Source organism: Ensifer sp. EB106-05-01-XG146, assembly GCF_058791875.1.
Map to the genome: position 1 here is coordinate 3,342,501 of NZ_JBYTDX010000001.1, position 25,257 is coordinate 3,367,757.

Sequence of the window (25,257 nt, forward strand, 5' to 3'; positions counted from 1 at the left end):
TCCTTGCGCGACAGAGACATGATCTGCTGGATCGCCAGCATCTCCAGGGAGACGTTCGGATAGCGCGCCGCAAAGTCCGCCAGCCGGTCGGCCAGAAAGAAGTTGCCGAAGCCTTCGAGTGTGCTGAGACGGACGACGCCGCGCTGCGCCGTCAGACCGTCATTGATGTCGAGCTGCAATTGTTCGGTCTCGCGCTCGATCCGCTCGGCGGTTTCGACGAAGCGCTGGCCCATGCCGGTCAAGATGTAGCCGCGCGGATTGCGCTCGAACAGCTTGACCTTGAGCGCGAATTCCAGCCTGTCGATGCGACGAGACACCGTGGCATGGCTGGTCCTCAAGCGCCGCGCCGCCGTCGACAGTTGCCCGGTGCGGGCCACCGCCAGAAAGAACTGCAGATCGTCCCAGGTGAAATTCGGATTCATGCTTACTCCCCGTCTGTCCGAAAATGAACAGATCCTGTTTTGCAATTTACGGTTCCGGACGCTTGCATCCAAGCGGTTTTTTCCCGATTGTACGCGTCAGAGCGGACATCTGAGGAGCATGTCTGGCCAAATATGAACAGACCGAAACGAACGCCCCCGGCGGCCACCATCCGGCGCCGGAGTATTCCTGCGTTCGTTCGCGGCGGCTGGCGGTTCAGGAAGAAGACAAGATGACGAAGCTCAAGAATGCGGCGCCGGGGCGCGGCTGAAGGAGCGATGTCGCCCGAACCCGGGATCTGAAGGGTCGCGCCGTACATATCGAGGGAGAACCATGGACATATACGACTTCATCGTCGTTGGGGCAGGTAGCGCCGGCTGCGTGCTTGCCAACCGCCTTTCGGAAAACCCGGGGCATCGCGTGCTGCTGCTCGAAGCCGGCGGCCGCGACAACTACCATTGGATCCATATTCCGGTCGGCTATCTCTATTGCATCAACAATCCGCGCACGGACTGGTGTTTCACGACCGCAGCGGAAGAGGGCCTGAACGGCCGTTCACTCGGCTATCCCCGCGGCAAGGTGCTCGGCGGCTGCTCGTCGATCAACGGCATGATCTATATGCGCGGCCAGGCTGAGGACTACGACCACTGGCGCCAGCTCGGCTGTACCGGCTGGGGCTGGGACGACGTGCTGCCGCTCTTCAGGAAATCCGAGGACCACTATCGCGGTGCCAACGAGATGCACGGCGCCGGCGGCGAATGGCGGGTGGAAAAGGCGCGCGTGCGCTGGGACGTGCTCGACGCTTTTCAGAAGGCGGCAAGCGAAGCCGGCATTCCCGAGACGCCGGATTTCAACCGCGGCAGCAACGAAGGCTCCGGTTATTTCGATGTCAACCAGCGTTCCGGCATCCGCTGGAACACCGCAAAGGCATTCCTGCGCCCGGCCCAGAAGCGCGGCAACCTCACAGTTCTGACCAAGGCGCATGTGCGCAAGCTGATCATCGAGGGCGATCGCATCGCCGGCGTTGAATTCCAGCATGACGGCACAGTCAAGCGCGCCGGCGCAACCCGCGAAACTGTGCTCTCCGCCGGCGCGATCGGCTCACCCCATATCCTCGAACTCTCCGGCATCGGCCGTGGTGACGTGCTGCAGGCAAACGGCATCGAGCTTCGCCACGAACGCGCCGGCGTCGGCGAAAACCTGCAGGATCATCTGCAGCTCCGCATGGCCTACAAGGTCACCGGCGTACCGACGCTCAACGAAAAGGCAAACTCGCTGTTCGGCAAGGCGTCGATCGGACTCGAATATCTACTGAAGCGTTCCGGGCCGATGGCAATGGCGCCGAGCCAGCTCGGCATCTTCACCCGCTCCGGGCCGGAAAAGGAAACGCCGGATCTGCAGTATCATGTGCAGCCGGTGTCGCTCGACAAGTTCGGCGAGCCGGTTCATTCCTTCCCGGCAATCACCGCCAGCGTCTGCAATCTGCGCCCGGAAAGCCGCGGATCGGTACATCTGAAGGGTCCGGATTTTGCCGCCGCGCCGGACATCAGGCCGCGCTACCTGACGGCGGAGGCCGACCGCGATGTCGCGGTCAGCGCCATCCGGTTGACGCGGCAAATCGTCAAGCAACCCTCGTTCGCCCGCTTCAACCCGGTCGAGTTCAAGCCGGGCCCGTCCTACGAGACCGAGGAGGACCTGAAGCGCGCGGCCGGCGATATCGGCACGACGATCTTCCATCCGGTTGGGACCTGCCGCATGGGCGCCGATCCGGAGAGCGTCGTCGATCCGGAACTGCGCCTGCGCGGTCTGAAGGGATTGCGCATCGCCGACGCCTCGGTCATGCCGACGATCACCTCGGGCAACACCAATTCGCCGACGATCATGATCGCCGAAAAGGCGGCAACGATGATCCTGGCAGTCAATCGTTAGGCGTCAGCGGCAAGGGCGGGCGGCACTCGGGCGTCCGCCGAAGATGCTGATTCCATGCCGGATTCGGCCAGCTAGCGGTGTCGGATAACGGTAAACTGGCCGAAAAGCGACGCGAAAAGCTTAAATCTCAGGCGTTGAGCCCCTATATCAGGTCCTGATGGCTCGGTTTGAGCCCAAGCAAGATTTAGGGGTTGTGATGGCAATGCAGCGATTTGGGCGTTTTGGACGAACTCTGGCAATGATGGCGATCGGCATGGTCGTTGCGCTGACCGTTGTGGACGTCGCCGAAGCGCGGCGTTCGGGCGGCGGCTTCGGTAGCCGCGGCACCCGCACCTTCTCGCAACCGCCGGTCACCCGTACCGCGCCGACCAACGCGGCACCGATCGACCGTTCGATGACGCCGCGCCAGGACGCAGGCCCGGCCGCGACCAATCCGGCAGCCGGCCAGACGCGCCCGAACGCCACCCAGCCGAACGCCCGTCCGGGCTTCTTCAGCGGCTTCGGCGGTTCGCTGCTCGGTGGCCTGATGGTCGGCGGCCTCATCGGCATGCTGATGGGCGGCGGTTTCGGCGGTGCTGCCGGCTTCCTCGGCCTGATCGTGCAGATGCTCCTGATCGGTGGCCTGATCATGCTCGCCATGCGCTTCTTTAACCGCAACCGCCAGCAGACAGCCTATGCCGGCCCGTCCGAGCGCTCGTCGGGCCAGCAGCCATCGAACGGCATGCCGTCGTTCAAGATCCCGAGCATCGGCGGCGGCCAGGCAAGCGGTCAGGCGCAGGCTCGACCCCAGGCAGCCCCTCAGGCGGCGCCCGTCACCGACGGCCCGGCCGATGAAATCGGCGTCCAGGGGTCTGACCTCGAGCAGTTCGAAAAGATGCTGAAGGACGTGCAGGCGGCTTACGCCGCGGAAGACTACGGCACGCTGCGTCGCCTGACGACGCCGGAAGCCATGTCGTACCTAGCAGAAGAGCTCAGCGACAACGCCACGAGCGGCGTCAAGAACGATGTGCGCGACGTGCACCTCGTTCAGGGCGACGTCGCCGAAGCCTGGTCGGAGAACGGTACCGAATTTGCGACCGTCGCCATGCGTTACGAGAGCATCGACGTCATGCGCGACCGCACCACCGGCAAGGTGATCAGCGGCGATCCGGACAATCTGACGGAAGCCGTCGAGCTCTGGACTTTCGTGCGCAAGCCGGGTGCCGAATGGCAGGTTTCGGCGATCCAGGGCGTCAGCCACGACTGAAGCGCAGCAAAGCCTATAGAAAAAAGGCCCGGTCGGCATCGCCGCACCGGGCCTTTTCGTTTTCAGGCCGTCCAATCACACGGCCGCGGGGGCCCCAGTCGGCGGCGCGAGGATGCCGGTGATCAGATCCCGCAGCCAGCGATGGGCGGGGTCGCCGTCGCGCCGCCGGTGCCAGATCTGCCGGAAGGCGAAGGGCGGGATCGCGAAGGGTGGCGCGAAGATGGCGAGCGGCCCGATCTCCCCGTCGCGGGGCAGGATCCGGCGCGCAACCGTTAGCACGAGGTCGGTTCCCGGAACGAGACCCGGCGCCGCACTCCAATGAGGAAGGGCCAGCGCAATGCGGCGCTTGTGTCCAATAGCCGAAAGCGCAAGGTCGATCTCGTTGCCGGTATCGCCACGCAGGGAGACGAGAATATGCGGCCGCTGCAGATAGGCCGAAAGATCCATCGTCGTTTCGCCGCCGAGGCTCGCGCGATCGGCCAGGCAGGCGAAGTGCTCCTCGAACAGCAATGATGTCCTCAGATCCTCGGCAAGCGTCGGGAAAACCCCGAGCGCCAGATCGATTTCGCCGTCGACGGCCTGCGCCATCATCACTTCGCGGCTTGCCTGGCTGACGAGGAGATCGACGTTCGGCGCCTGCCGGCGCAGCACGGTCATCAGTTGCGGCAGCAGCACAAGCGCAGCGTAATCGGACATCGCCAGCCGGAAGACGTGGGGCTCGCGCGCCGGATCGAATGGCTGAGAACCCATGAGCAGACGCATATGCGCGAGCGCTTCGGCAAGCTGCGGCGCGATCTCCAGCGCCCGCACCGTCGGCTCGAGATGGCCGCCATGGCGAACCAGCAAGGGATCGTCGAACAGAGCGCGCAACCGCGCCAGCGCATGGCTGACGGCAGGCTGGCTCTTGTTCAACCGCAGAGCCGCGCGCGAGACGTGGCGCTCCGCCAGGAGCGCGTCGAGCACCACGAGCAGGTTCAGGTCGATTGCGCCAAGATTATTCATCATACGAATATAGCACGTGAAAAATTGGAATTTCCATTCCCAAGATAGATGATGGAGGGTCGCCGCAACAAAAAGGAAAAACAATGCCCAATCTCTCCTCCCTCCTGTTGCTTGCCGTGGCGATCTTCGCCGGCGCCGTCGTCCCCCTCCAGGCCGGCGCCAATGCCAACCTTGGCCGCCTCCTCGGCCATCCGCTCTGGGCGACGGTCGTCTCGCTCGGCGTCAGTCTCGCGCTCATCCTGCCGATGCTGATTGCCTTCCGGGCGCCGTTGCCCAGCCTGGCTGTGGCATTCAAGGGTCCGTGGTGGATCTGGGTCGGCGGCCTCGCCGGCGTGATCTACATCACTGCGGCTCTTCTCCTTGCGCCGAAGCTCGGCGCGGCAAGCTTCATTGTCGCCGTCATCGCCGGCCAGATGGTCATTTCCATGTTGATCGATCACTACGGCCTGATGGGTTTCCCGCAAAAGCCGGTCAATGCGGCGCGGCTGACCGGCCTGTTCTTCATCGTCGGCGGCATGGTGATCACCCAGATCGCCAATGTCACGCCGGCCTTGGCCAACGCGCCGCGATAGCACAGAGCCGCATCTCGGCAGCGGCAGCCATGACGATCAAGGCTGCCGCTTGTCACCTGAGAAGCACCCATGGTAAATGGCTGACCATGTCGAGCGAACCCCATTTGATGGCCTGATTTGCCCCGCAAGGCGGGGCTTGCATCTGTGAGCCCAGAACCGTCCGCCTCTTGCGCGGGCTTATCCTGTTCGCATTCGATCTCATCAAACCTGCCCAATACAGCAGACCCGAGATCGATTGCGTCTCATCGGGCTCTCCTATGGACAAATCCAATCTTTGGGGCGATGCCGCCTTCCGGCGCATCAGCCTCGTCCTCACCGTCGATTCCTTCTGCTCCTGGATGCTCGTCGCCGCGCTGCCGCTCGTCGTTGCAAGCCGCTTCGGCGCCGGTGCGGAACTGGTCGGCAGTCTTGCCTTGCGTCTGCTGCCGAGCCTCCTGCTTGCGCCGATCGTCGCCTCGCTCCTACGGCGCAGCGGCCCGCAGCTTCCGGTGCTGTGCTGCCTGTCGGTGACCGCCATCGCCATTCCCGGCCTTGCGTTCGCGCCGGACGCAATGACATTGCACATGATCGTCCTGGTCATCGGCGCTGCGGACGCGGTGGTCACGCCGGGTCTGTTGATGCTGCGCGCCGCCGTCGTTCCAGCCGGCCGCAACATGGAGGCCAACACCGCCTTCCAGGCGATCGACCGCTTCGCCAAGATTTTCGGTCCGCCGGCGGCGGGTCTGGCAGCTGCCTCCACCTCGATCGTGACAACCCTTCTTGCGCTGTCCCTTGCCCAGATCGGGGCAGCCCTTCTGCTGGTGCTTCAACCACGCGACAAGCCGGTGCAGGAGAACGCGGCACCCTCGCACGCATCGGGCTTCGGACGGGAAACCCTTGCGATGTTTCGCGAGAACCCCTTGCTCTGGGCTTTGCTGCTCCCGGCCTTCGGCTACATGGTCTCGCTCGGGACACTGCAGCCGTTCCTGTTCTGGCTCAGTCGTGACCAGTTTCATCTCGGCCCGGAGATGTGGACCTTGCTTCTGGCGGCACAGGGCGCCGGCGCCCTGATTGGTGCCGTCGTCTCGCACCGATTGGCGGGAGCTTTGACCAGTACGCAGGCGCTGCTTCGCGCCTATCTTCTCTCCAGCCTGCTCGAAGGCCTTTCGACCTTCGCGCTGATTTTTGCCCCCAACTCCCTGGTGGCCAGCGGACTGCTGATCGTCGGCGGCATACCGGAGATGATCGCTTTCGCTACCTACTTTACCCTCCTGCAACGCTGCCTGTCCCTGGAGCGCCAGGCAGTGTTTTACGCCGTGAGCTTGCCACTCATGGATGCCTGCTTGATCGCCGGCATCGTCTCGGGAGCCTTCTATACCAGCGATCTCGTGACCCTCGGGCAGTTCTGGCTCTTTGCCAGCGCCTGCGCCGTGCTTCCGGTTCTGCCGTTCCTCGCGTGGCGCGGGTCGGCGACCGACCGTCAGAGCAGTGTCTCGCGGCAAAAAGATCAACGCCAGCCGTAACTTACGGCTGGCGTGTTTCACTTTGACTGGCCATACTCGCACCGGGCTATAAAGGGGTATTGCATGCAGGACCGGTTGTTCATCGATGGCAAATGGGAAAAACCGCGGCGCGGCGGCACGCTCGACGTGATCGATCCGGCGACGGAGGAGATCATCCATCGTGCACCTGCGGCAACCTACGAGGACGTGGACCGGGCCGCAAAGGCGGCCCGCATCGCCTTCGATAGCGGCCCCTGGCCAAAACTTTCGGGCAGCGAGCGCGCCGCCTATCTGCGTGCAATCGCCGCCAAGATCGAGGAAAAGCGCCACTCGCTGGCCCGGCTCGAAGTCGCCGACAACGGCAAACCGCTGCCGGAAGCATTGTGGGACATCGACGATGCTGCAGGCTGCTTCCGCTATTATGCCGGCCTCGCCGAGGAACTGGACACCAGCCCTGAGGAGGCGATCGCCGTCGGCGACAGCCGCTTCACGTCACGCGCCGTGCGCGAACCGCTGGGCGTCGTCGGCGCGATCACCCCGTGGAACTATCCGTTGCTGATGGTGTCGTGGAAGGTGGCGCCGGCGCTGGCCGCCGGCTGCACCATCGTGCTCAAACCGTCGGAGCTGACACCGCTGACAGCACTTGAGCTCGGCGTCATCGCCGAGGAAGTCGGGCTGCCGGCCGGCGTGCTCAACATCCTCACCGGCACCGGCCAGGACGCCGGCCAGCCGCTGACCGAGCATCCACTGGTCGACAAGCTTGCCTTCACCGGCTCCGTCGTCACCGGCCGCAAGGTGATGATGGCCGGTGCCCAGGACATCAAGAATGTCAGCCTCGAACTCGGCGGCAAGTCGCCCTTCGTCGTCTTTGCCGACAGCGACATCGACAAGGCCGTCGAATGGATCATGTTCGGCATCTTCTGGAACCAGGGCCAGGTCTGCTCGGCGACCTCGCGCGTGCTCGTCGAGGAGACGATCTACGAGACCGTCGTCAAGCGCCTCTGCGAAGAAGCGGCGAAGATCACCATCGGCAATGGTCTGGAAGACGGAACCCTGCTCGGGCCGATCGTCTCGAAGGGGCAGTACGACAAGATCATGGGCGCGATCGACCGCGCCCGCCAGGACGGCGCCACGGTGGCTGCCGGCGGCGGCCGCCCGGCCGGCCTCAACAGCGGCTACTTCATCGAACCGACGGTGCTGACCGATATGCGCGAAGACAGTTACGTCTGGCGCGAGGAGATCTTTGGTCCGGTCGTCTGCGTCAAGCCGTTTGGCGAAGAGGCCGACGCGATCCGCATGGCCAACAACAGCCGCTTCGGTCTTGCAGCCGCCGTCATGTCGGCCGACAGGGACCGCTGCGAGCGCGTCGCCCGCGCTTTTCGCGCTGGCATCGTCTGGATCAACTGCTCGCAGCCGACCTTCACCGAAGCACCCTGGGGTGGCTACAAGCAATCGGGCATCGGCCGTGAGCTCGGCCGCTGGGGCCTTTCCAATTATCTGGAGACCAAGCAGATCACCAGTTTCGACGCCGACGAGCCCTGGGGCTGGTACATCAAGGGATAGCGCCGATCGGGGCGTGGAGGTCAGCGTCAAATTCCCTTCATGCGGCTGTGAAATAAGCCGACTAACGATGGCATCACGCAAAGTTGTCGTCGAACACACGCAATCCGGAGGGTCAGATGAACAGGTCGAACGACGAGATCGAAACGCAGGACTGGCTGGAAGCGGAACTGGCCGACACGCTCGACGAGGACTACGAACTCGAGCTTTCCGAACCGGCGCTGTCGGAAGAGATCCGCAAGATCTACCGCAAGAACCACCCGCCATCGATCCCGCGCATCGATTACTTCCGCTCGCTGCTGAAGTTGCAGTCGGAACTGATCAAGCTGCAGGACTGGGTGGTCCATCACAAGGAAAAGGTGGTGGTGATCTTCGAGGGCCGCGATTCCGCTGGCAAGGGCGGCGTCATCAAGCGCATCACCCAGAGGCTCAATCCCCGCGTCGTGCGTGTCGTCGCGCTGCCGGCACCGTCCGACCGCGAAAAGACGCAATGGTATTTCCAGCGCTACGTGCCGCACCTGCCGGCCGGCGGCGAGATCGTGCTCTTCGACCGCTCCTGGTACAACCGCTCCGGCGTTGAGCGCGTCATGGGCTTCGCCACCGAGGACCAGGTCGAGCAGTTCTTCGACGACGTGCCGGAATTCGAGCGCATGCTGGTTCGCTCCGGCATCCGGCTGGTGAAGTACTGGTTCTCGATCACCGACGAGGAGCAGCAGATGCGCTTCCTGGTGCGCATTCACGACCCGTTGAAGCAGTGGAAGCTGTCGCCGATGGATCTGCAGTCGCGGGTGCGCTGGGAAGGTTACACCAAGGCCAAGGAGGAGACCTTCGCCCGAACCAACATCCCGGAAGCACCCTGGCATATCGTCGAAGGCAACGACAAGAAGCGCGCCCGTCTGAACTGTATCGACCACCTGTTGAGGCAGATCCCCTACGAGGACGTGCCGCACGAGGAAATCTCCCTGCCGGAACGCGTCTTCAACCCGGACTACGAGCGCAAGGTTCTGCCGCCGGAACTCTACGTGCCGTCGAAATACTGACGCACGCGGGCAACCGCCCGCGTCTGCAGCCGTTGAAAGCGAGGCGGCATCCGCCCGCCTCGCTTGCAATATCCCCGCGAAAATCAGAGATTGCCGTGAAACGCCAGTTTCATGGACATCGCATGAGCCCGAAAGAACGTTCCTTCCTCACCCGTGTTCGCCAAGTGCTGCCGGAACTGCATCCGGCCGAGCGGCGGCTGGGCGACTTCCTCTGCGATTTTCCAGGCGAGGTCGCCAGCTACTCAGCCCAGGAACTGGCGGCGCTCGCACATGTGTCGAAGGCGACGGTCTCTCGCTTCATCCAGCGGCTCGGCTACGACAATTACGAAGAAGCGCGTCGGCATGCCCGCGCCGACAAGCAGACCGGTTCGCGCCTGTTCCTTGCAACCGCCACCGACAGCGGCGGCGAGCAGTCGCTCACGTCCCATGTGGCGCAGGGCGTGGCCAATATCGAAGCGACCTTTCTCGCCATTTCCGAAACCCAGGTGACGGCGGCGGCAACCGCCATCCTTGGCGCCCGCAAAGTCTGGGTCATCGGCTTTCGCGCCAGCCATTCCTTCGCCACCTATCTGCAATGGCAGATGACACAGGTGGTCGAGCACATCTCGGCCATTCCCGGCGGCGGCCAGACGCTCGGCGAACATCTGGTCAGCATCAACAACGACGACGTCGTCATCCTTTTCGGCCTGCGCCGGCGCGTCACGTTGATGGAACCGATCCTCGCGCAGCTCGAAAAATCGGGCGCAAGGCTGCTCTATATCACCGACGAAGGCGTTCCCTTCCTCAACCAGGCAGAATGGCATTTCCGCTGCCAGACGCTGGCGCCGGGGCCCCTGTTCAACCACGTCTCGGTGATGGCGCTCTGCCATCTGCTCACCACGCGTTGCATCGAAATCGCCGGTCCCGCCGGCCGAAACCGCCTGCGCGGCATCGAGGCGATCAACGACGCTCTCGACGAATTGTGAGCGCCGATTGGGCATTTGCCTGAAACGGCAGAACATTTTTCGAGCACAAGAAATCTGGGTTTCAACCGCCCGTTAGAGTGCAATCTGTCGCCAAGCTTTTGACGGCAAACGAGAAACTGTCGTTTCCCGTCGAGTGGCACGAAATCTGCATTCCATAACCTGGGTTGCGAGCGGCCATTTCCTTTCGCAGCGCGTCATAGAATCTCCTATGAAACTCAGATTTCATGATGTAGATTTCATGAAACTGAGTTTTCACATTTTCACGTTGTTAAGCCATAAAGGGGAACGAACCATGGCAGCGGAAAATATGGTACCGTCCGGCAGGTCATCGCCGGTCATCAGACAGTTGGAATCAGCCTTCACCAAGATCGGCGTCACCGGCGCCCACAAGCAAATTCTCGCCCTCGTGCTCATCGGCTGCCTGTTCGACAGCTTCGAACAGAACACCATCGGCGTTGCCGGCCCGATCCTGAAAGAACATTGGGGCCTTACCGGCACCGACATCGGTTTCCTCAACACCATCACCTTTGGCAGCGCGGCGATCGGCCGCCTGCTTTCAGGCATCCTCGGCGACCGCTACGGCCGACGCGTGATGCTGACCATCAACCTCCTGCTCTTCACCATTGGCTCGGCCGCCTGCGCCATGGCGCCGAACTTCGCCACGCTCTGCTTTGCCCGTGCCATCGTCGGCTTCGGCGTCGGCGGCGAAATCTCGACGGCCGTTACCATGCTGTCGGAATTCTGCTCGCCGAAATTCCGCGGCACGGCGGCCGGCCTCGTCAATGTCGGCGCCGGCGGCTTCGGCAACTTCCTGGCGCCCGCCTTCGGCCTGATGATCTTCACCCTCTTCCCGGGTGAAAACAGCTGGCGCTGGCTCTTCGCCGCCCTCGCGCTCCCGGCTCTGCTCGTCGTCTTCTACCGCCGCTTCGTGCCGGAGACCCCGCGCTTCCTGGCTTCGCAGGGCAAGATCGACGAAGCCAACAAGGTGCTCTCCATCCTTGCCTCCGGCTCGTTGCGCCCGCGCAATCTCAAGGTCCAGGAGTATCTGACCAAGGATCACCTGAAGGACGAAGAGCCGGCCAAGAGCGACTGGAAGGAACTCTTCCGCGCGCCCTTCATCGGCCGCACGATCCCCGTCGCCATCGCCATCCTGATGAGCTACGGCGCCCAGCTTTCCGTGCTGACGCTGATGCCGATCATCTTCGTCTCCATGGGCTACACGCTGCAGGGCAGCCTGCTCTACAGCATGATCATCCAGAGCGGCAGCGTGCTTGGTGCCATCGCCGCCTCGATGTTCGGCTACTACTTTCCGCGCAAGAAGGTGCTGACGCTCGGCGCCGTGTTCGCCTGCCTCGCGGCGGTCTCGATCGCCTATCTCGGCACCAACATCTATCTGGTGCTGATGTTCGGCGCGATCTTCCAGTTCTTCGTGCTGCTGCTCAACACCTCGATCTGGATCTATGCGCCCGAACTCTTTCCGACCCGCATCCGCGCCTTCGGCGTGGCGCTGATCCTGGCAACCGGTTCGGCCGCGGGTTCCTTCGTCCCCACCATCGCCGGCGCCCTCTTCGACGTCTACGGCATGGTCGGTGTCTTCGGGCTTGCCGCCGGCATGTATGCGGTCTTTGCCTTCTGCATCCAGCTCGGCCCCGAAACCTACGGCATGTCGATGGAAGACCTCACCCAGCCTGCCGATGCCGACCTGGCAAAGGCTGACACTTCTGAAATCAAAGTCGGCGTGGAACTGAGAACGTGAGCGCACATATCCTTCTGATCAACCCGAACAGTTCGCGTGCCACGAGCGACATGATGGTCGCCATCGCACGCCGGGCGGCATCAGGACGCATGGCCGTGGCAGTCGCCACGGCCATGCGGAACCCGCCGATGATCGTCACGCCGGAGCAGCTGGACGCATCCGCTGCCGAGGTCGTCGAGATCGGCGAAAAGCATGAGGCCGGATGCCTCGGCATCGTCGTCAGCGCCTTCGGCGATCCCGGCCTTGCCGCGCTCAAGCACCGGCTCGATATCCCCGTCATCGGAATCTGTGAGGCCTCGATGATCGAGGCCTCACAGGGCGGCCGCAAATTCGGCGTCGCCACCACGACGCCGGAACTGATCCAGGCGATCGACGACCGCGCCCGCGATCTCGGCGTCTGGGAACAATATACCGGCATCCGTTGCACTTCGGGCGATCCGCTGGCGCTTTCCGCCCACCCGGATCGGCTGCTTTCGGCTCTCGGCGATGCGGTCCGCCAATGCATCGAGCTCGACGGCGCCGAGGCCGTCATCATCGGCGGCGGCCCGCTCGGCCAGGCGGCCGACGAGCTCCAGCCGATGTTTTCGACGCCGATCATCGCCCCCATCCCGAGCGCAATCGGCCGCATGCTCGACCTGATGCAGGTCGCCGCCTGACAGGCATTCCTCATCGCAGACACCCAAAAGGAGTATGGATCGGGCGGCGCTAATGCCTGTTTCCGCCGGCCGCCCTGTGGTATTTTCGCCCTTCCTAATTGGCGAGACCGAAGCTGGGGCGGAGGTTACGCGATGAAATCTCTCTTTGCTTCGCTGGTCGCGGTGGCGTTCTTCGCCGCGGCGGCGAACGCGGGTCCTTTGCATGACGCGGCACGGGACGGCGACACGGAACGCGTCAAACAGTTGCTCGATCAGGGAACCGACATAACCGAGCCGGATGCGGCCGGTGAACCGGCGCTGTTGATTGCCGCTCTCAAGGGTCGCGCCGAGGTCGTCGCCCTTCTCATCGAGCGCGGCAACGACATCGAGATCCGCAATAAGGGTGGTCTCACCGCGCTTCACGCCGCGGCCTATGGCGGCAATCTCGAAACCGTCAAACTACTCGTCGCCAAGGGCGCGGCGGTCAACGACGTCGCCAACTTCTACAAGATGTCGCCTCTGCATGCAGCAGCCGAAGAAGGCCACGCCGAAGTGGTCGCCTTCCTGCTTGCCAACAAGGCAGACATCGAAGCCAAGGAGCGCAACGGCTATACGCCGCTCACCCAGGCCGGCTGGCGGTCCTATTGGCCGGCCGCCGAACTTCTGTTGAAGGCCGGCGCCACCTGCCAGAAGGCCGAGCTTGTCGGCGAATGGCTCTACGGCGAATGCACGAAACGTCAATAGATCCGGAAACGGAGGAAACGGCATGTCTCGACACTCCATACGATTTATAATCGCGGCGACAACGGCGTTCCTTGCGCCGGCCGTCCCGTCACTGGCAGAAGAGCCCGTGAACACCGGCTACTTCGGTGACGTGGCGATCAAGGGTTACGATCCCGTCGCCTATTTCACCGAGAACAAGGCTGTCGAAGGATCACCCGAATTCAGCTATCGCTGGCTTGGCGCCACCTGGCAGTTTGCCAGCGCCGAGCATCGCGACCAGTTCATCAAGGAGCCGACCCGCTATGCGCCGCAATATGGCGGCTACTGCGCCGATGGCGTCTCCTTCGGCACGGTCACGACCAACATCGATCCCAAAGCCTGGCGCATCATCAAGGACAAGCTCTATCTCAGCTACGATCCGGGCGCAGCCGACGGACTGGTGAAGAACCCGAACAAGGTGGTCGATTCGCGCAAGCACTGGTCCGAGGTCGAGCAGACGCTGCTCACCGAGAAGGCGAACATCAACTGGACGCAGCCCCGGCCCTGAAGGCCGGCGGCTCGGCGATGACAACCGTCACTTCTCGATCGAGAAGAACTTCAGCGACTGCGGCGTGACATTGATGTAGTCCGCCGTGCGCTCGCCCTTTGCCGTATTGCGGTAGACATAGCCGCAGACCATGCGGTCGAGAAAATAGCCGTCATATTTTTCGCAGAGCTGGTTGCCCTTCACTTCAATCCGACCGGTGATGTTGGTGTTGCTGGTGCGATAGGCGGTGTTGCCGTCCTTGTCGAAAAACTGCGCAAAGCCCGTGCCGTTCTTGTGCACGCCGACCCAGGTCTTGTCGGTGGTCAGTTGTTTCAGCTCGGCCGGGCCGAGCCGGTCGCTGGCGGCGCCGACGAAGCCGAAGGGCCATTCCGGAATACCGGCGACGCGAAGGCCGAAGAGGTGGCGATAGAGATCCTCTTCGCGCCAGTAGTCGTAGAGATAGCCGTAGTAGCTCAGGTTCGTGTCCGGGAAGAGCTTCAACAGCTCGTCCGCTTCGGCGGCCGCACTCTGCTGGTCGCCGCGCTGGGCATAGGCCGACGCCAGATACTCCCGCACCGCCTCCGCCTTTGGCAAGGATGCGCCGGCCGCTTCAATCAGGGGGATCGCCTTCTCAAGGTGACGCGTCGTGTAATAGACGATGCCCGAAAGCAGCTGCAGGCTCGAAGATGGCGACGGATCAAGCCTCAGCGCCCGCTCGATATCGTCGAGCGCCTGCTCGTGTTCACCGGTCTGGGCCAGTATCAGCGCCAGATTGGCGAGCGCCTCGGCATCCCCCGGCTGCGCCGAGACGGCTCGAAGCGCCGATTCCTTTGCCTCAAGGGGACGGCCGTCCACCAGCTGCAGCAGCGCCAGCACGGTATGGGCGCGGGCGTTGTTGGCGTCGAGCTTCAGGGCCTGTCCCGCCGCATCATAGGCGATCTTGCGCGCCACGGCCGCGGACCAGAGATAGTTGTAGTCGTTGCGCCAGACGTCGACGGCGACCCGGGCGATACCGGCATGCGCATCGGCGAACTTCGGATCGAGATCGATCGCCCGCTGATAATAGGAAAGCGTCTGGCGATAGGTGTCGACGTCGCGCCAGATCAAGCCCTGCTGCTCGGCGCGCATGTAGTTGTCGTAGGCCTCGAGATTGTCCGTCGGAATGCGCGCCAGCTGGTCGCGTTCGCCCTCGCTGAGCTTGACCTCGAGCGCTGCGATGATCTTGCCGATCACGTCGTCCTGAACCGCAAAGAGGTCGGCGTATTGCCGATCGTAGCGCTCGGCCCAGAGCGAAAGACCGCTCATCGCATCGATCAGCTTGACGTTGATGCGCAACCGCTGGTCCGCCCGCTGCAGCGTGCCCTCCAGCACATAGTGTACGCCAAGCTCGGCGGCCACGTCCTGGATCTTGTCGGTACTGCCCTTCAGCGCGAACACCGAATGGCGCGCGATGACAAAGAGGCCGGACACTTTCGAGAGTTCTGTGATGAGATCGTCCGTCAGCCCCTCGGCCAAATGGTCGTGATCGCTGTCGCCGCTGACATTGATGAAGGGCAGCACGGCAACCGAAGGCTGGTCCGGCAGCGGATAGGCGAAGCGCTGCGCCATCCCCTCCTGCCCGATCCACGTCCAAGGCTGCCACCAGGCGACCGCAGTCGACAGCGCAATCGCGACGAGACCAACGACCGATCCCTTCACCCAGGCCGCATTGCGTCGAGGCTTCTCGACAACCGTCCTGCCGGCGGCCCCCGGATCGAGGAGGACCCGGTAAACCCGGATCGGCTCGGCAAGCCCCTTGACCGTCTGTTGACCCAGGGACGCAAATCCGACTTTCAGCTTGGAGCTGACCTGGTCGTAAGCCGTGCCGGAGATCGCAATACCACCCGGCTCGGCAAGTCCCTGGACCCGATCGGCGATGTTGACGCCGTCGCCATGGATGTCGTCACCCTCGACGATGATGTCGCCAAGATTGATGCCGATGCGGAAGTCCAGCCTCTCGCCATCTGGCGCCTTGTCGGCTTCCGCCTCCGCCTTGCGCCGCTGGATCTCGACTGCGCATTGGGTCGCGTCGACAACGCTGCGGAATTCGACGAGCAGGCCATCGCCCATCGTCTTCACCAGACGCCCGTGATGCTCGCGGAAAAGCGGCTCGAGAATATCGCCGAGATCCGACTGGAATCGCAAGCGCGTCCCTTCCTCGTCCAGCCGGCTCAAGCGGCTGTAACCGACGACATCCGCGATCAGGACGGCTGCGAGACGGCGCTCCATCGACGGGCTCTCAACGTGCGATGTACTCCAGAGGCAATGGTACCGCAGCTTGGCGGGCGGCGCCATCGGCACGCATGGACGAGACGCGTCGACCAGGCCGTAACCGTTACGTACTTGCAGGACCTCGCTGAAGTGCCACGATTACAGGCGATCATCCGAAGGAAGCTGCCATGCTCAAACGACGGTCTCTGCTGGTGCTCGGCGCTCTTGCCACGGCACTTCCCGCACTCAAGTTGACGAGCGCGAGGGCTGCCGATGCAGGCCTCTCTGCGGACGAGGCGCGCGCCATTGCCAAGGACGCCTATATCTACGGTTTCCCGCTGGTCGACAGCTACAGGGTGCAGCATTCCTATTTCGTCGATCACGGCAATCCCGAGTTCAAGAGCGGCTGGAATACGCTCAACAATACCGCGCGGGTCTATACGCCTGACGACAAGGCGATCCAGACGCCAAATTCCGATACGCCCTACTCCTTCCTGGGCGCGGACCTGCGCGCCGAGCCGCTGGTCCTGACCGTGCCGGCGGTCGAGAAGGAGCGCTACTACTCGCTCCAGTTCGTCGACATGTACACCTTCAATTTCGCCTATGTCGGAAGTCGCGCCACCGGCAGCGAGGCTGGCACCTTCCTGCTGGCGGGACCGGGCTGGAAGGGTGAAACCCCGCCCGGGATCAAGGCGGTGATCCGGTCGGAAACGGAATTCGCTTTCGTGCTTTACCGCACGCAGATGTTTGATCCCGCCGACATCGAGAACGTCAAGAAGATCCAGGCGGGCTACAGGGTCGAGCTGCTGTCGAGCTTCCTTGGTCAGCCGGCTCCGGCACCGGCCGCGGCCGTCGATTTTATCACCCCGTTGAGCGCGGCTGACGAAAAGACCTCGCCTGACTTCTACAGGGTCCTGAATTTTATCCTGCATTACTGCCCGACGCACCCGTCCGAAACGGCGCTGATGCAGCGTTTCGCCGATCTGAACATCGGTGCGGGCAAGACGTTCGACATCACGGCTTTCTCGCCGGAGATCCAGAAGGCGATCACTGACGGCATGGCGGACGCCTGGGCGGCGTTCAAGGAACACAAGGAAACCGAAATCGACACCGGCAAGGCTTCGAGTGCCGACGCGTTCGGCACGCGGGAGTTCCTGAAGAACGACTATATGCAGCGCATGTCCGGCGCGGTTCTCGGTATCTACGGCAACTCGAAGGACGAAGCTCTCTATCCCGCCTATTTCGTCGATGACCAGAAGAAGCCGCTGACCGGGTCGGGCCACTACACCTTGCGCTTCGAACCCGAGCAACTGCCGCCGGTCAACGCCTTCTGGTCGCTGACCCTCTACGAACTGCCGTCGAGCCTGCTCTACGCCAATCCGCTTAACCGCTATCTCATCAACTCGCCGATGCTACCGAACCTGCAAAAGGACGCCGATGGCGGCGTGACGCTCTACGTCCAGCACGAGAGCCCTGGGCCTGACAAGGAAGCAAACTGGCTGCCGGCGCCGAGCGGCCCGTTCTTCACCGCCATGCGGCTCTACTGGCCAAAGCCGGACGCATTGGACGGAAAATGGAAAGCGCCGCCGATGCGGCGCGCCAACTGATCAACGAGGATTTGAATATGAAACACTATCGTTCGTTCCTCATTGCCAGTGCACTGGCGATGGCTGCCGCAACCCAGGCAAGCGCCGCCGACCCCGTAACCGTCGGTGTCGACAACTTCGTTCGTGCCGAGAGCGACATGTACCTCGCCTCCATGGTCAAGGACGGCGCCTTCGGCAAATTCGTGCATCGGCGCGAACCGGCTTCGATCGACAATCAGACCGTCATTCGCCTCAACCGCGATACGCTCTATTCATCGGCCGTGTTCGATCTCGACGCGGGCCCGGTTACGGTCACCATGCCGGACGCGGGAAAACGCTTCATGTCGCTGCAGGTGGTCAATGAGGACCACTATGTGCCGGAGGTCGTCTACGGCGCCGGAGAGGTGACGTTGACCAAGGAAAAGGTCGGCACGCGCTACGCCGTTGTCGGCGTCCGCACCCTGGTCGATCCGACCGACCAGAAGGATATCGCCGAAGTCCACGCCCTGCAGGATGCGATCAAGGTGACCCAGGAGAAGGAAGGCACGTTCGAAATCCCGGCCTGGGACCCGGCCAGCCAGAAGAAGGTGCGCGAAGCCCTGCTTGCGCTCGGCGCCACCATGCCGGACTTCAAGAAGGCCTTCGGCACCAAGGCCGACGTCGACCCGATCCGCCATCTGATCGGCACCGCGACCGGCTGGGGCGGCAACCCCGACAAGGACGCGTCCTATCTCAACGTCACGCCCGCCAAGAACGACGGCAAGACCATCTACAAGCTCGACGTCAAGGACGTACCGGTCGATGCCTTCTGGTCGGTCAGCGTCTACGACGCGCAAGGCTTCTACGAAAAGAACGCCTACAATGCCTACGCGATCAACAATATCACCGCCAAGAAGGGCGACGATGGCAGCGTCTCGATCCAGTTCGGCGGCTGCGACGGCAAGATCGCCAACTGCCTGCCCGTGGTCGACGGCTGGAACTATACGGTGCGGCTCTACCGGCCGCGCAAGGAAATCCTCGACGGAACCTGGTACTTTCCCGAGCCGCAGCCGGTAAACTAGGCGTGCCGCGAATTTGGCAGCGGAGGCCGCATGCATGGAACACAGCGATGACAACCTTGCGGCCTTCGCCGAGCATGGCGCAACGCCCCTGCCCGCAGCAACGGGTGAAGGCCGTGTCGAGCGTGACGGCGCACGAATCTGGTATGCGACCTATGGATCGGGCGAACCGGTTATCCTCTTGCACGGCGGCCTTGGCCACAGCGGCAACTGGGGCTTTCAAGTCCCGGCCCTGCTCGACACTGGCCACCGCGTCATCCTGATCGACAGCCGCGGCCATGGCCGCAGCACCCGCGACCGAAAGCCCTACACCTACGAACTGATGGCGGCGGACGTGCTTGCGGTGATGGACAGGCTGGATATTCAGAAGGCCGCCTTTGCCGGCTGGAGCGATGGCGCCTGCATCGCGCTTATCCTCGCCTCACAGACGCCGGAACGCGTCAGCGGCGTCTTCTTCTTCGCCTGCAACATGGACCCGAGCGGAACGAAGGACATCGAGCCGAGCCCGGTGCTCGACCGTTGCTTCAGCCGTCATGCCGAAGACTACCGCGCGCTGTCGGCGACGCCCGACGATTTCAGCACCTTCGTCGACGCCGTCAGCGAAATGCAGAGAACCGAGCCGAACTACACGGCGGAAGATCTCGGCAAGATCCGCGTGCCGGTCGTGATCGTCCAAAGCGAAAACGACGAGTTCATCAAACACGAGCATGCTGACCATCTCGCCCGCAGCATTCCCGGCGCCGCGTTCATCCTTCTCGATGGCGTCAGCCACTTCGCCCCGCTGCAGCGGCCCGACCGCTTCAATGCCGCGCTCACGGCTTTCCTTGTCGCACTCGAAGACGAGCCCAAAGGCGACGCGCAATGACGGCATTGACGAGCCCTTGTCGGCTCGTCATCTCGCCCTCAGGCGACGCTACTCGGCCGCTTCGGTCTCAGGCATCGGCACGTAGTTGAGGATCGGCGACAGCCAGCGCTCGACCTCGCGCACCGGCATGCGTTTACGTGTCGCATAGTCCTCGACCTGGTCGCGCTCGACCTTGGCGACACCGAAGTAATAGGCTTCGGGATGGCCGATATAGAGGCCGGAAACCGACGAACCCGGCCACATCGCATAGCTCTCGGTGAGGCTGACGCCGATCGTTGCTTCTGCGTCAAGCAGCCGGAAGAGCGTTGCCTTTTCCGTGTGATCGGGCTGGGCCGGATAACCCGGCGCCGGGCGGATGCCGGCATAGGGCTCCCCAATCAGCTCCACGGGCGTAAACGTCTCGTCCGCCGCATAACCCCAGAGTTCGGTGCGCACATATTCATGCATGCGCTCGGCAAAGGCCTCGGCGAAACGATCGGCCAGCGCCTTGACCATAATCGAGGAGTAATCGTCGTTGGCGCGCTCGAAGCGCTCGGCGATCGCCACTTCCTCGATGCCGGCTGTGACAACGAAACCGCCGACATAGTCGTTGGAGCCGCTATCAACAGGCGCGACGAAGTCGGAAAGGGCCACGTTCGCACGGCCATCGCGCTTGCTGAGTTGCTGGCGCAGCGTGAAGAAGGTCGCAAGTTCAGCGGCCCGATCCTCTCCGGTAAAGAGCCGGATATCGTCGCCGACCGTGCCTGCCGGCCAGAAGCCGACAACCGCCTTCGGCGCAAACCACTTCTCCTCGATGATCTTTTTCAGCATCGCCTGCGCGTCGTCGAACAACTGGCGGGCAGCCGCACCTTGCGCCTCGTCGTCGAGGATCTTCGGATAGACGCCCTTCAGCTCCCAGGTCTGGAAGAACGGCGTCCAGTCGATGTAGCGGGCAAGCTCCGCCAGATCCCAGCTTTCGAACACGCGCGTGCCGAGGAACGAGGGCGTCTTGGCCTGATAATTCGACCAGTCAACCCGATGCTGATTGGCACGTGCCTGCGACAGGGGCAGCCGGCGCTTTTCCGCCTCGTTGCGCGCATGCGCGTCGGCGACCTTGCGATACTCCGCCCGAACCGTCTCCATGTAATTGTCGCGCGCTTCGGGCGAGAGCAAGCTCGATACGACGCCGACGGCGCGGCTGGCATCGGTCACGTAGACCGTCTGGCCGCGATCGTAGCGCGGATTGATCTTGACGGCGGTGTGCACGCGGCTGGTGGTCGCGCCGCCGATCAGCAGCGGTACGTCGAAGCCTTCGCGCTCAAGTTCCGAGGCGACATGCACCATTTCATCCAGTGAGGGCGTGATCAGGCCAGAGAGACCGATGATGTCGACCTTCTGCTCGCGCGCCACTTCGAGGATCTTCGCCGAGGGCACCATGACGCCGAGATCGATGATCTCGTAATTGTTGCAGGCCAACACGACGCCGACGATGTTCTTGCCGATGTCGTGCACGTCGCCCTTGACCGTCGCCATCAGGATCTTGCCGGCGCTTTCGCGCGCCTCGCCGCCATTGGCGAGCTTTTCTGCCTCCATGTGCGGCAAGAGCACGGCGACCGCCTGCTTCATAACGCGTGCGGATTTGACCACCTGCGGCAAGAACATCTTGCCGGAACCGAAGAGGTCGCCGACGACGTTCATGCCGGCCATCAGCGGGCCCTCGATGACATGCAGCGGCCGCGCTGCCTCAAGCCGAGCCTCCTCGGTATCAGCCTCGATGTATTCGGTGATGCCGTTGACCAGCGCATGTTCGAGGCGCTTTGCCACCGACCATTCGCGCCAGGAAAGATCCTTCTCGCGGCCCTGCGAGCCGCCCTGTCCGCGATAGCGCTCAGCGATCTCCAGCATGCGCTCGGTCGAATCGGCGCGGCGGTTGAGCACCACGTCCTCGCAGGCCTCGCGCAGATCGGCATCGATGGCGTCATAGACGGCGAGCTGGCCGGCGTTGACGATGCCCATGTCCATGCCCGCCTGGATGGCGTGGTAGAGGAACACCGCGTGCATTGCCTCGCGCACCGGCTCGTTGCCGCGGAACGAGAAGGAGAGGTTGGAGACGCCGCCCGACACATGCACGTGCGGCAGGGTCTTGATGATCTCGCGCGTCGCCTCGATGAAGTCGACACCGTAGTTGTTGTGTTCCTCGATGCCCGTCGCCACGGCGAAGATGTTCGGATCGAAGATTATGTCTTCGGGCGGGAAGCCCGCCTGTTCCGTCAGGAGCTTGTAGGCGCGTGTGCAGATCTCGATCTTGCGCGCCTGGGTGTCGGCCTGGCCGACCTCGTCGAAGGCCATGATGACGACGGCGGCACCGTAGGCGCGGCAAAGCCTGGCATGGTGCAGGAACGCCTCTTCGCCTTCCTTCATCGAGATGGAATTGACCAGCGGCTTGCCCTGAACGCATTTCAGGCCCGCCTCGATCACTTCCCACTTCGACGAATCGATCATCACGGGAACGCGGGCGATATCGGGTTCGGAGGCGACGAGGTTCAAGAACTCGATCATCGCCTGCTTCGAATCGATCAGGCCCTCGTCCATGTTGATGTCGATGATCTGGGCGCCGTTCGCCACCTGGTCGCGCGCGACGTCGAGAGCGGCCGAATAATCGCCGGCAGTGATCAGCTTGCGGAACTTCGCCGAGCCGGTGACGTTGGTGCGCTCGCCGACGTTGACGAAGGGAATGTCGGAGGTGAGCGTGAAGGGCTCCAGCCCGGAGAGCCGCATCAGCGGCTCGACCTTGGGGATCTCGCGCGGCGGATGCTTGGCAACGGCCTTGGCGATCGCGCTGATATGGGCCGGCGTCGAGCCGCAGCAGCCGCCGACAATGTTGAGCAGCCCGTCGCGCGCAAAGGCTTCCACCTGGGCGGCCATCTGCTCCGGCGTTTCGTCGTACTGGCCGAACTCGTTCGGCAGGCCGGCATTGGGATAGGCGCAGACGAAGGTATCGGCAACGCTTGAAAGTTCGTCGATATGGGCGCGCATGGCATTGGCGCCGAGCGCGCAGTTGAGCCCGATGGTGAAAGGCTCGGCATGGCGCACCGAGTGCCAGAAGGCCGTCGGCGTCTGCCCGGACAGGGTGCGGCCCGAGAGGTCGGTGATCGTGCCGGAGATCATGACGGGCAGGTCGATACCCTTCTCCGCAAAGACTTCCTTGGTCGCGAAGATCGCCGCCTTGGCGTTCAGCGTATCGAAGATCGTCTCGATCAGAATGATGTCGGCGCCGCCGTCGATCAGACCGCGGATCTGTTCGGCATAGGCGATTCGCAAATCGTCGAAGGTGACGGCGCGATAACCGGGATTGTTGACGTCGGGCGAAATCGACGCCGTGCGGTTCGTCGGCCCGAGCGCGCCGGCGACGAAACGGCGGCGACCGTCTGCGGCTTCGGCCCGCTTGGCCGCGCGCCGAGCCACTCGGGCACCATCGCGGTTGAGATCATAGACCATGTCTTCCATGCCGTAATCGGCCTGGGCGATGCGGGTCGAGGAGAACGTGTTGGTTTCAAGGATATCCGCGCCGGCGATGGCATAGGCGTAATGGATGTCCTCGATCGCCTTCGGCTGGGTCAGCGTCAGAAGGTCGTTGTTGCCCTGTTGATGACAGGCGCAGCCGCCAAATCGGTCGCCGCGGAAATGCTGCTCGACAAAGCCGAGCTGCTGGATCTCCGTGCCCATCGCGCCATCCATGATCAGGATGCGTTCGCGCGCGGCCTGGGCCAGCGCCCGCTTGATCTCGGAGCCATCCGGCTTGCAGGAAACATCGCCGAAAAGGGCGTCGATGGCGGACATGGGAAATCTCCCGTTCTGAAAACGACAAACACTAAGGCAAGTCAATCACATAAAGATATCTTTATGTCAACATATGCGGCAATCACATTTACCCCTCGGAGCAAAGAAAATGGCCCGCCGCAATCGCGACGGGCCATAATGAAAGCGATACTCTGGATCGGCAAATCAGATCCGGGCTAGGCAGTCCTCGGTTTCATAAATGGCGCAGAGGATATGGTAGAAGCTGCTCGCCGGCGCCGGCTCCTCGACGAAGGTGCCGTCGGCCTTCTGCTTGTCGCGCCAAAGGCCCGCAATCGGCGTCGCCAGAAACGTCTGAAGGGCCGCCGCTGCTCGCGCGGCCGAAGCAAGATAACGCTCGCGCTCGGCACCATTGGTGAGTGCGGCAAAGCGGACGGCCGCCTTCAGCCACTCGGTCTGCGGCCAAAGCCTCGCGATCGGATCTGCCACCGACAGATCGTCGAGAAGCGTCATGATCGCGACGTTGCGGTTCGCGCAGATGCCGTGGGCCTCACCGATATCGAACAGCCGCCGTGCCTTGACGATCGCCTCGGCGCTGCCGCGGCGCTCCGCCCAGCGCAAAAGCAGCCACGCCCATTCGAACAGATGTCCAGGCTCGACGATCCGGCCCTTTTCGCCTGCCATCGGCGCCCAGTCGTGATCGAAGAATTCGCGCAGCACACCGCTCTCGGCATCGATGAAATAATCCATCGCCAGATGCGCAATTTCGTCGGCGAGGTTCGCCCAGCCAACCCGATCGAAGCCCTCGACCGTCTCGCTCGCCAGGCACGCCTCAAAGAGATGCATATGCGGATTGGAGCAGAGCGGCAGGCGCGAGGGATTGTCTTCCTCGAAGCCGGCGACCGGATGCTTGACATGCGCCTCGATCCGCGAGCGAAGGTCATTGCTGCGCTCGATCATCTCGGCCTTGCGGGCCGGCACGACCTCGCCCAGATAGGCGAAGGCAAGCAGCGCGAAGGCCTGGTTGTAGAGGTCAAAGGACGGATCGAGCAGATTGCCGTCGGCATCGGCGAGCGCGCCGTAAAAGCCGCTCGGCTGCTTGAAAATGCGATCGAAATAGGCAAGCCCGCCTTCGGCGGCACCGCGCCAATCACCGGACCAGCCGCGCCGCCCGGCCTCGGCGAAACAGTAGACCTGCCGCGGCTGAACGCGTGCACGCCGGTTGGCGCGAGTCGGCTCGCCTGCCATATCGATCGTCTCGACGAAGCCGCCTGAATGATCGACACCCTTGTCGCGCCAGAGCGGCAGGGCCTTGTCTGCCAGCCAATCCGACAGCACGCGTGATTGCGAAATTATATCCAATGCCAATTCTCAGTCCTCGAGCTTCAAGGCGCCATGATCCTTGCCGAGCAGGGCCGAGAGCGCTTCGACCACCATGTTGTGGTCCTCGCGTTGCGGCAGGCCGGATACGGTGACGGCACCGATACAGCCGGTACCTTTGACGACGATCGGGAAGCTGCCACCGTGCGCTGCATAATCCGCATCGGCAAGGCCGAGCTTGGCCTGCAGATTGGTCTGCGCCTTGGCCAGCTCGCGGCCGGTGGCATAGCTGCTCTTGAACAGGCGGAACACGGTGTTGCGCTTGCGGCGAACCCAGTTCGGATTATCCGGCGTAGCCCCGTCGAGCGCGGCATAGAACACCTGCATCGAGAAGAGCGTGATGTCGATGACGACGCCAAGCTTGCGCTCGGCCGCCATCTTGCGCAGCAGTGAGCCAAGCTCCCACGCCGCATCGAGATCGAAGCGCTCGAACTGCAATTCCTGTTCCTGCCGCGCGATGCGGGCGAGGTCCTTGTCGATATTCAT

20 protein-coding genes (1 of these 20 cut by a window edge) are annotated in these 25,257 nt (G+C 63.1%); 14 read left to right on the plus strand and 6 right to left on the minus strand.

Translation table 11 applies throughout. The annotated features are described in order from the left end of the window. Nucleotides 1-422: the 5' end (the start) of a LysR family transcriptional regulator gene (locus AC3WVQ_RS16585; protein ID WP_060521343.1), read on the minus strand. The gene continues 523 nt to the left of window position 1, outside the view; the window shows 422 of its 945 coding nt (coding positions 1-422); the start codon lies at nucleotides 420-422; its stop codon lies beyond the left edge, outside the window. A gap of 331 nt (nucleotides 423-753) precedes the next feature. Between AC3WVQ_RS16585 and AC3WVQ_RS16590 the strand changes: the two genes are divergently transcribed. Both AC3WVQ_RS16590 and AC3WVQ_RS16595 read left to right on the plus strand, forming a co-directional pair. Further along, a complete protein-coding gene (locus AC3WVQ_RS16590; protein WP_060582918.1) occupies nucleotides 754-2,349 on the plus strand; it encodes a GMC family oxidoreductase in 1,596 nt (531 codons plus the stop codon). 202 nt (nucleotides 2,350-2,551) lie between these two features. Continuing rightward, nucleotides 2,552-3,595, plus strand: coding sequence for a Tim44 domain-containing protein (locus tag AC3WVQ_RS16595; protein WP_371589773.1), 1,044 nt, complete (start codon nucleotides 2,552-2,554; stop codon nucleotides 3,593-3,595). A gap of 75 nt (nucleotides 3,596-3,670) precedes the next feature. Here the strand turns inward: AC3WVQ_RS16595 and AC3WVQ_RS16600 are convergent, their stop codons facing one another. Continuing rightward, nucleotides 3,671-4,600, minus strand: coding sequence for a LysR substrate-binding domain-containing protein (locus tag AC3WVQ_RS16600; RefSeq protein WP_246812860.1), 930 nt, complete (start codon nucleotides 4,598-4,600; stop codon nucleotides 3,671-3,673). Nucleotides 4,601-4,680: 80 nt separating this feature from the next. Between AC3WVQ_RS16600 and AC3WVQ_RS16605 the strand changes: the two genes are divergently transcribed. The 9 genes from AC3WVQ_RS16605 to AC3WVQ_RS16645 all read left to right on the plus strand — a co-directional run bounded on the left by AC3WVQ_RS16605 (nucleotide 4,681) and on the right by AC3WVQ_RS16645 (nucleotide 13,876). Further along, nucleotides 4,681-5,169 carry a DMT family transporter gene (locus AC3WVQ_RS16605; protein WP_060521346.1) on the plus strand — a complete coding sequence of 163 codons (489 nt, stop codon included), beginning with the start codon at nucleotides 4,681-4,683 and terminating at the stop codon, nucleotides 5,167-5,169. Nucleotides 5,170-5,426: 257 nt separating this feature from the next. Beyond that, nucleotides 5,427-6,671 carry an MFS transporter gene (locus AC3WVQ_RS16610; RefSeq protein ID WP_110818916.1) on the plus strand — a complete coding sequence of 415 codons (1,245 nt, stop codon included), beginning with the start codon at nucleotides 5,427-5,429 and terminating at the stop codon, nucleotides 6,669-6,671. Between the two features lie 63 nt (nucleotides 6,672-6,734). Next, nucleotides 6,735-8,213, plus strand: coding sequence for an aldehyde dehydrogenase family protein (locus AC3WVQ_RS16615; protein ID WP_110818915.1), 1,479 nt, complete (start codon nucleotides 6,735-6,737; stop codon nucleotides 8,211-8,213). A gap of 116 nt (nucleotides 8,214-8,329) precedes the next feature. Further along, a complete protein-coding gene (gene ppk2 / locus AC3WVQ_RS16620) occupies nucleotides 8,330-9,250 on the plus strand; it encodes a polyphosphate kinase 2 (protein ID WP_060530005.1) in 921 nt (306 codons plus the stop codon). 122 nt (nucleotides 9,251-9,372) lie between these two features. Next, entirely contained in the window at nucleotides 9,373-10,215 is an 843-nt protein-coding gene (locus AC3WVQ_RS16625) for a MurR/RpiR family transcriptional regulator (protein ID WP_034802348.1), read from the plus strand. Nucleotides 10,216-10,507: 292 nt separating this feature from the next. After that, nucleotides 10,508-11,971: an MFS transporter gene (locus AC3WVQ_RS16630; RefSeq protein WP_034802351.1), complete on the plus strand. Its 1,464-nt coding sequence runs from the start codon at nucleotides 10,508-10,510 to the stop codon at nucleotides 11,969-11,971. Further along, nucleotides 11,968-12,627 (plus strand): aspartate/glutamate racemase family protein, encoded by a 660-nt coding sequence (locus AC3WVQ_RS16635; RefSeq protein WP_060521350.1) that lies wholly within the window; start codon nucleotides 11,968-11,970, stop codon nucleotides 12,625-12,627. Before AC3WVQ_RS16630 ends, AC3WVQ_RS16635 begins: the two co-directional genes overlap by 4 nt. A 132-nt stretch (nucleotides 12,628-12,759) precedes the next feature. Beyond that, complete coding sequence (locus AC3WVQ_RS16640) at nucleotides 12,760-13,350, plus strand: ankyrin repeat domain-containing protein (protein ID WP_060611016.1); 591 nt, start codon at nucleotides 12,760-12,762, stop codon at nucleotides 13,348-13,350. A 22-nt stretch (nucleotides 13,351-13,372) separates the two neighbouring features. Continuing rightward, nucleotides 13,373-13,876: a YHS domain-containing (seleno)protein gene (locus tag AC3WVQ_RS16645; RefSeq protein WP_492382871.1), complete on the plus strand. Its 504-nt coding sequence runs from the start codon at nucleotides 13,373-13,375 to the stop codon at nucleotides 13,874-13,876. Between the two features lie 27 nt (nucleotides 13,877-13,903). On the opposite strand, the gene AC3WVQ_RS16650 is transcribed toward AC3WVQ_RS16645, so the two are convergent. Next, nucleotides 13,904-16,123, minus strand: a complete 2,220-nt coding sequence (locus tag AC3WVQ_RS16650) for an adenylate/guanylate cyclase domain-containing protein (protein WP_090295418.1) — start codon at nucleotides 16,121-16,123, stop codon at nucleotides 13,904-13,906. A 170-nt stretch (nucleotides 16,124-16,293) separates the two neighbouring features. Here AC3WVQ_RS16650 and AC3WVQ_RS16655 point away from each other — a divergent pair, with 170 nt between their 5' ends. From AC3WVQ_RS16655 to AC3WVQ_RS16665, 3 genes are read left to right on the plus strand one after another with little or no spacing between them, the layout of a single operon-like run. Next, the gene (locus AC3WVQ_RS16655) at nucleotides 16,294-17,712 is read left to right on the plus strand and encodes a DUF1254 domain-containing protein (protein ID WP_110818914.1); all 1,419 of its coding nucleotides are present in this window, start codon (nucleotides 16,294-16,296) and stop codon (nucleotides 17,710-17,712) included. Nucleotides 17,713-17,729: 17 nt separating this feature from the next. Next, on the plus strand, nucleotides 17,730-18,752 hold the full coding sequence (locus AC3WVQ_RS16660) for a DUF1254 domain-containing protein (protein WP_090295475.1): 1,023 nt from the start codon (nucleotides 17,730-17,732) through the stop codon (nucleotides 18,750-18,752). Nucleotides 18,753-18,786: 34 nt separating this feature from the next. After that, a complete protein-coding gene (locus AC3WVQ_RS16665) occupies nucleotides 18,787-19,614 on the plus strand; it encodes an alpha/beta fold hydrolase (RefSeq protein WP_060521353.1) in 828 nt (275 codons plus the stop codon). A gap of 48 nt (nucleotides 19,615-19,662) precedes the next feature. Here the strand turns inward: AC3WVQ_RS16665 and metH are convergent, their stop codons facing one another. From metH to AC3WVQ_RS16680, 3 genes are all read right to left on the minus strand, one after another. Next, on the minus strand, nucleotides 19,663-23,433 hold the full coding sequence (metH, locus tag AC3WVQ_RS16670) for a methionine synthase (protein WP_090295414.1): 3,771 nt from the start codon (nucleotides 23,431-23,433) through the stop codon (nucleotides 19,663-19,665). Nucleotides 23,434-23,598: 165 nt separating this feature from the next. Further along, nucleotides 23,599-24,753, minus strand: a complete 1,155-nt coding sequence (locus AC3WVQ_RS16675; protein ID WP_162728692.1) for an AGE family epimerase/isomerase — start codon at nucleotides 24,751-24,753, stop codon at nucleotides 23,599-23,601. A gap of 9 nt (nucleotides 24,754-24,762) precedes the next feature. Then, nucleotides 24,763-25,257 (minus strand): heme-degrading domain-containing protein, encoded by a 495-nt coding sequence (locus AC3WVQ_RS16680; protein ID WP_034802370.1) that lies wholly within the window; start codon nucleotides 25,255-25,257, stop codon nucleotides 24,763-24,765.

Excerpts from the sequence above, each read along its gene's own strand:
- AC3WVQ_RS16590 (WP_060582918.1), top strand. The coding sequence starts at position 754 with ATGGACATATACGACTTCATCGTCGTTGGGGCAGGTAGCGCCGGCTGC.
- AC3WVQ_RS16595 (WP_371589773.1), top strand. The coding sequence starts at position 2,552 with ATGCAGCGATTTGGGCGTTTTGGACGAACTCTGGCAATGATGGCGATC.
- AC3WVQ_RS16600 (WP_246812860.1), bottom strand. The coding sequence starts at position 4,600 with ATGATGAATAATCTTGGCGCAATCGACCTGAACCTGCTCGTGGTGCTC.
- AC3WVQ_RS16605 (WP_060521346.1), top strand. The coding sequence starts at position 4,681 with ATGCCCAATCTCTCCTCCCTCCTGTTGCTTGCCGTGGCGATCTTCGCC.
- AC3WVQ_RS16610 (WP_110818916.1), top strand. The coding sequence starts at position 5,427 with ATGGACAAATCCAATCTTTGGGGCGATGCCGCCTTCCGGCGCATCAGC.
- AC3WVQ_RS16615 (WP_110818915.1), top strand. The coding sequence starts at position 6,735 with ATGCAGGACCGGTTGTTCATCGATGGCAAATGGGAAAAACCGCGGCGC.
- ppk2 (WP_060530005.1), top strand. The coding sequence starts at position 8,330 with ATGAACAGGTCGAACGACGAGATCGAAACGCAGGACTGGCTGGAAGCG.
- AC3WVQ_RS16625 (WP_034802348.1), top strand. The coding sequence starts at position 9,373 with ATGAGCCCGAAAGAACGTTCCTTCCTCACCCGTGTTCGCCAAGTGCTG.
- AC3WVQ_RS16630 (WP_034802351.1), top strand. The coding sequence starts at position 10,508 with ATGGCAGCGGAAAATATGGTACCGTCCGGCAGGTCATCGCCGGTCATC.
- AC3WVQ_RS16640 (WP_060611016.1), top strand. The coding sequence starts at position 12,760 with ATGAAATCTCTCTTTGCTTCGCTGGTCGCGGTGGCGTTCTTCGCCGCG.
- AC3WVQ_RS16645 (WP_492382871.1), top strand. The coding sequence starts at position 13,373 with ATGTCTCGACACTCCATACGATTTATAATCGCGGCGACAACGGCGTTC.
- AC3WVQ_RS16650 (WP_090295418.1), bottom strand. The coding sequence starts at position 16,123 with ATGGAGCGCCGTCTCGCAGCCGTCCTGATCGCGGATGTCGTCGGTTAC.
- AC3WVQ_RS16655 (WP_110818914.1), top strand. The coding sequence starts at position 16,294 with ATGCTCAAACGACGGTCTCTGCTGGTGCTCGGCGCTCTTGCCACGGCA.
- AC3WVQ_RS16660 (WP_090295475.1), top strand. The coding sequence starts at position 17,730 with ATGAAACACTATCGTTCGTTCCTCATTGCCAGTGCACTGGCGATGGCT.
- AC3WVQ_RS16665 (WP_060521353.1), top strand. The coding sequence starts at position 18,787 with ATGGAACACAGCGATGACAACCTTGCGGCCTTCGCCGAGCATGGCGCA.
- metH (WP_090295414.1), bottom strand. The coding sequence starts at position 23,433 with ATGTCCGCCATCGACGCCCTTTTCGGCGATGTTTCCTGCAAGCCGGAT.
- AC3WVQ_RS16680 (WP_034802370.1), bottom strand. The coding sequence starts at position 25,257 with ATGAATATCGACAAGGACCTCGCCCGCATCGCGCGGCAGGAACAGGAA.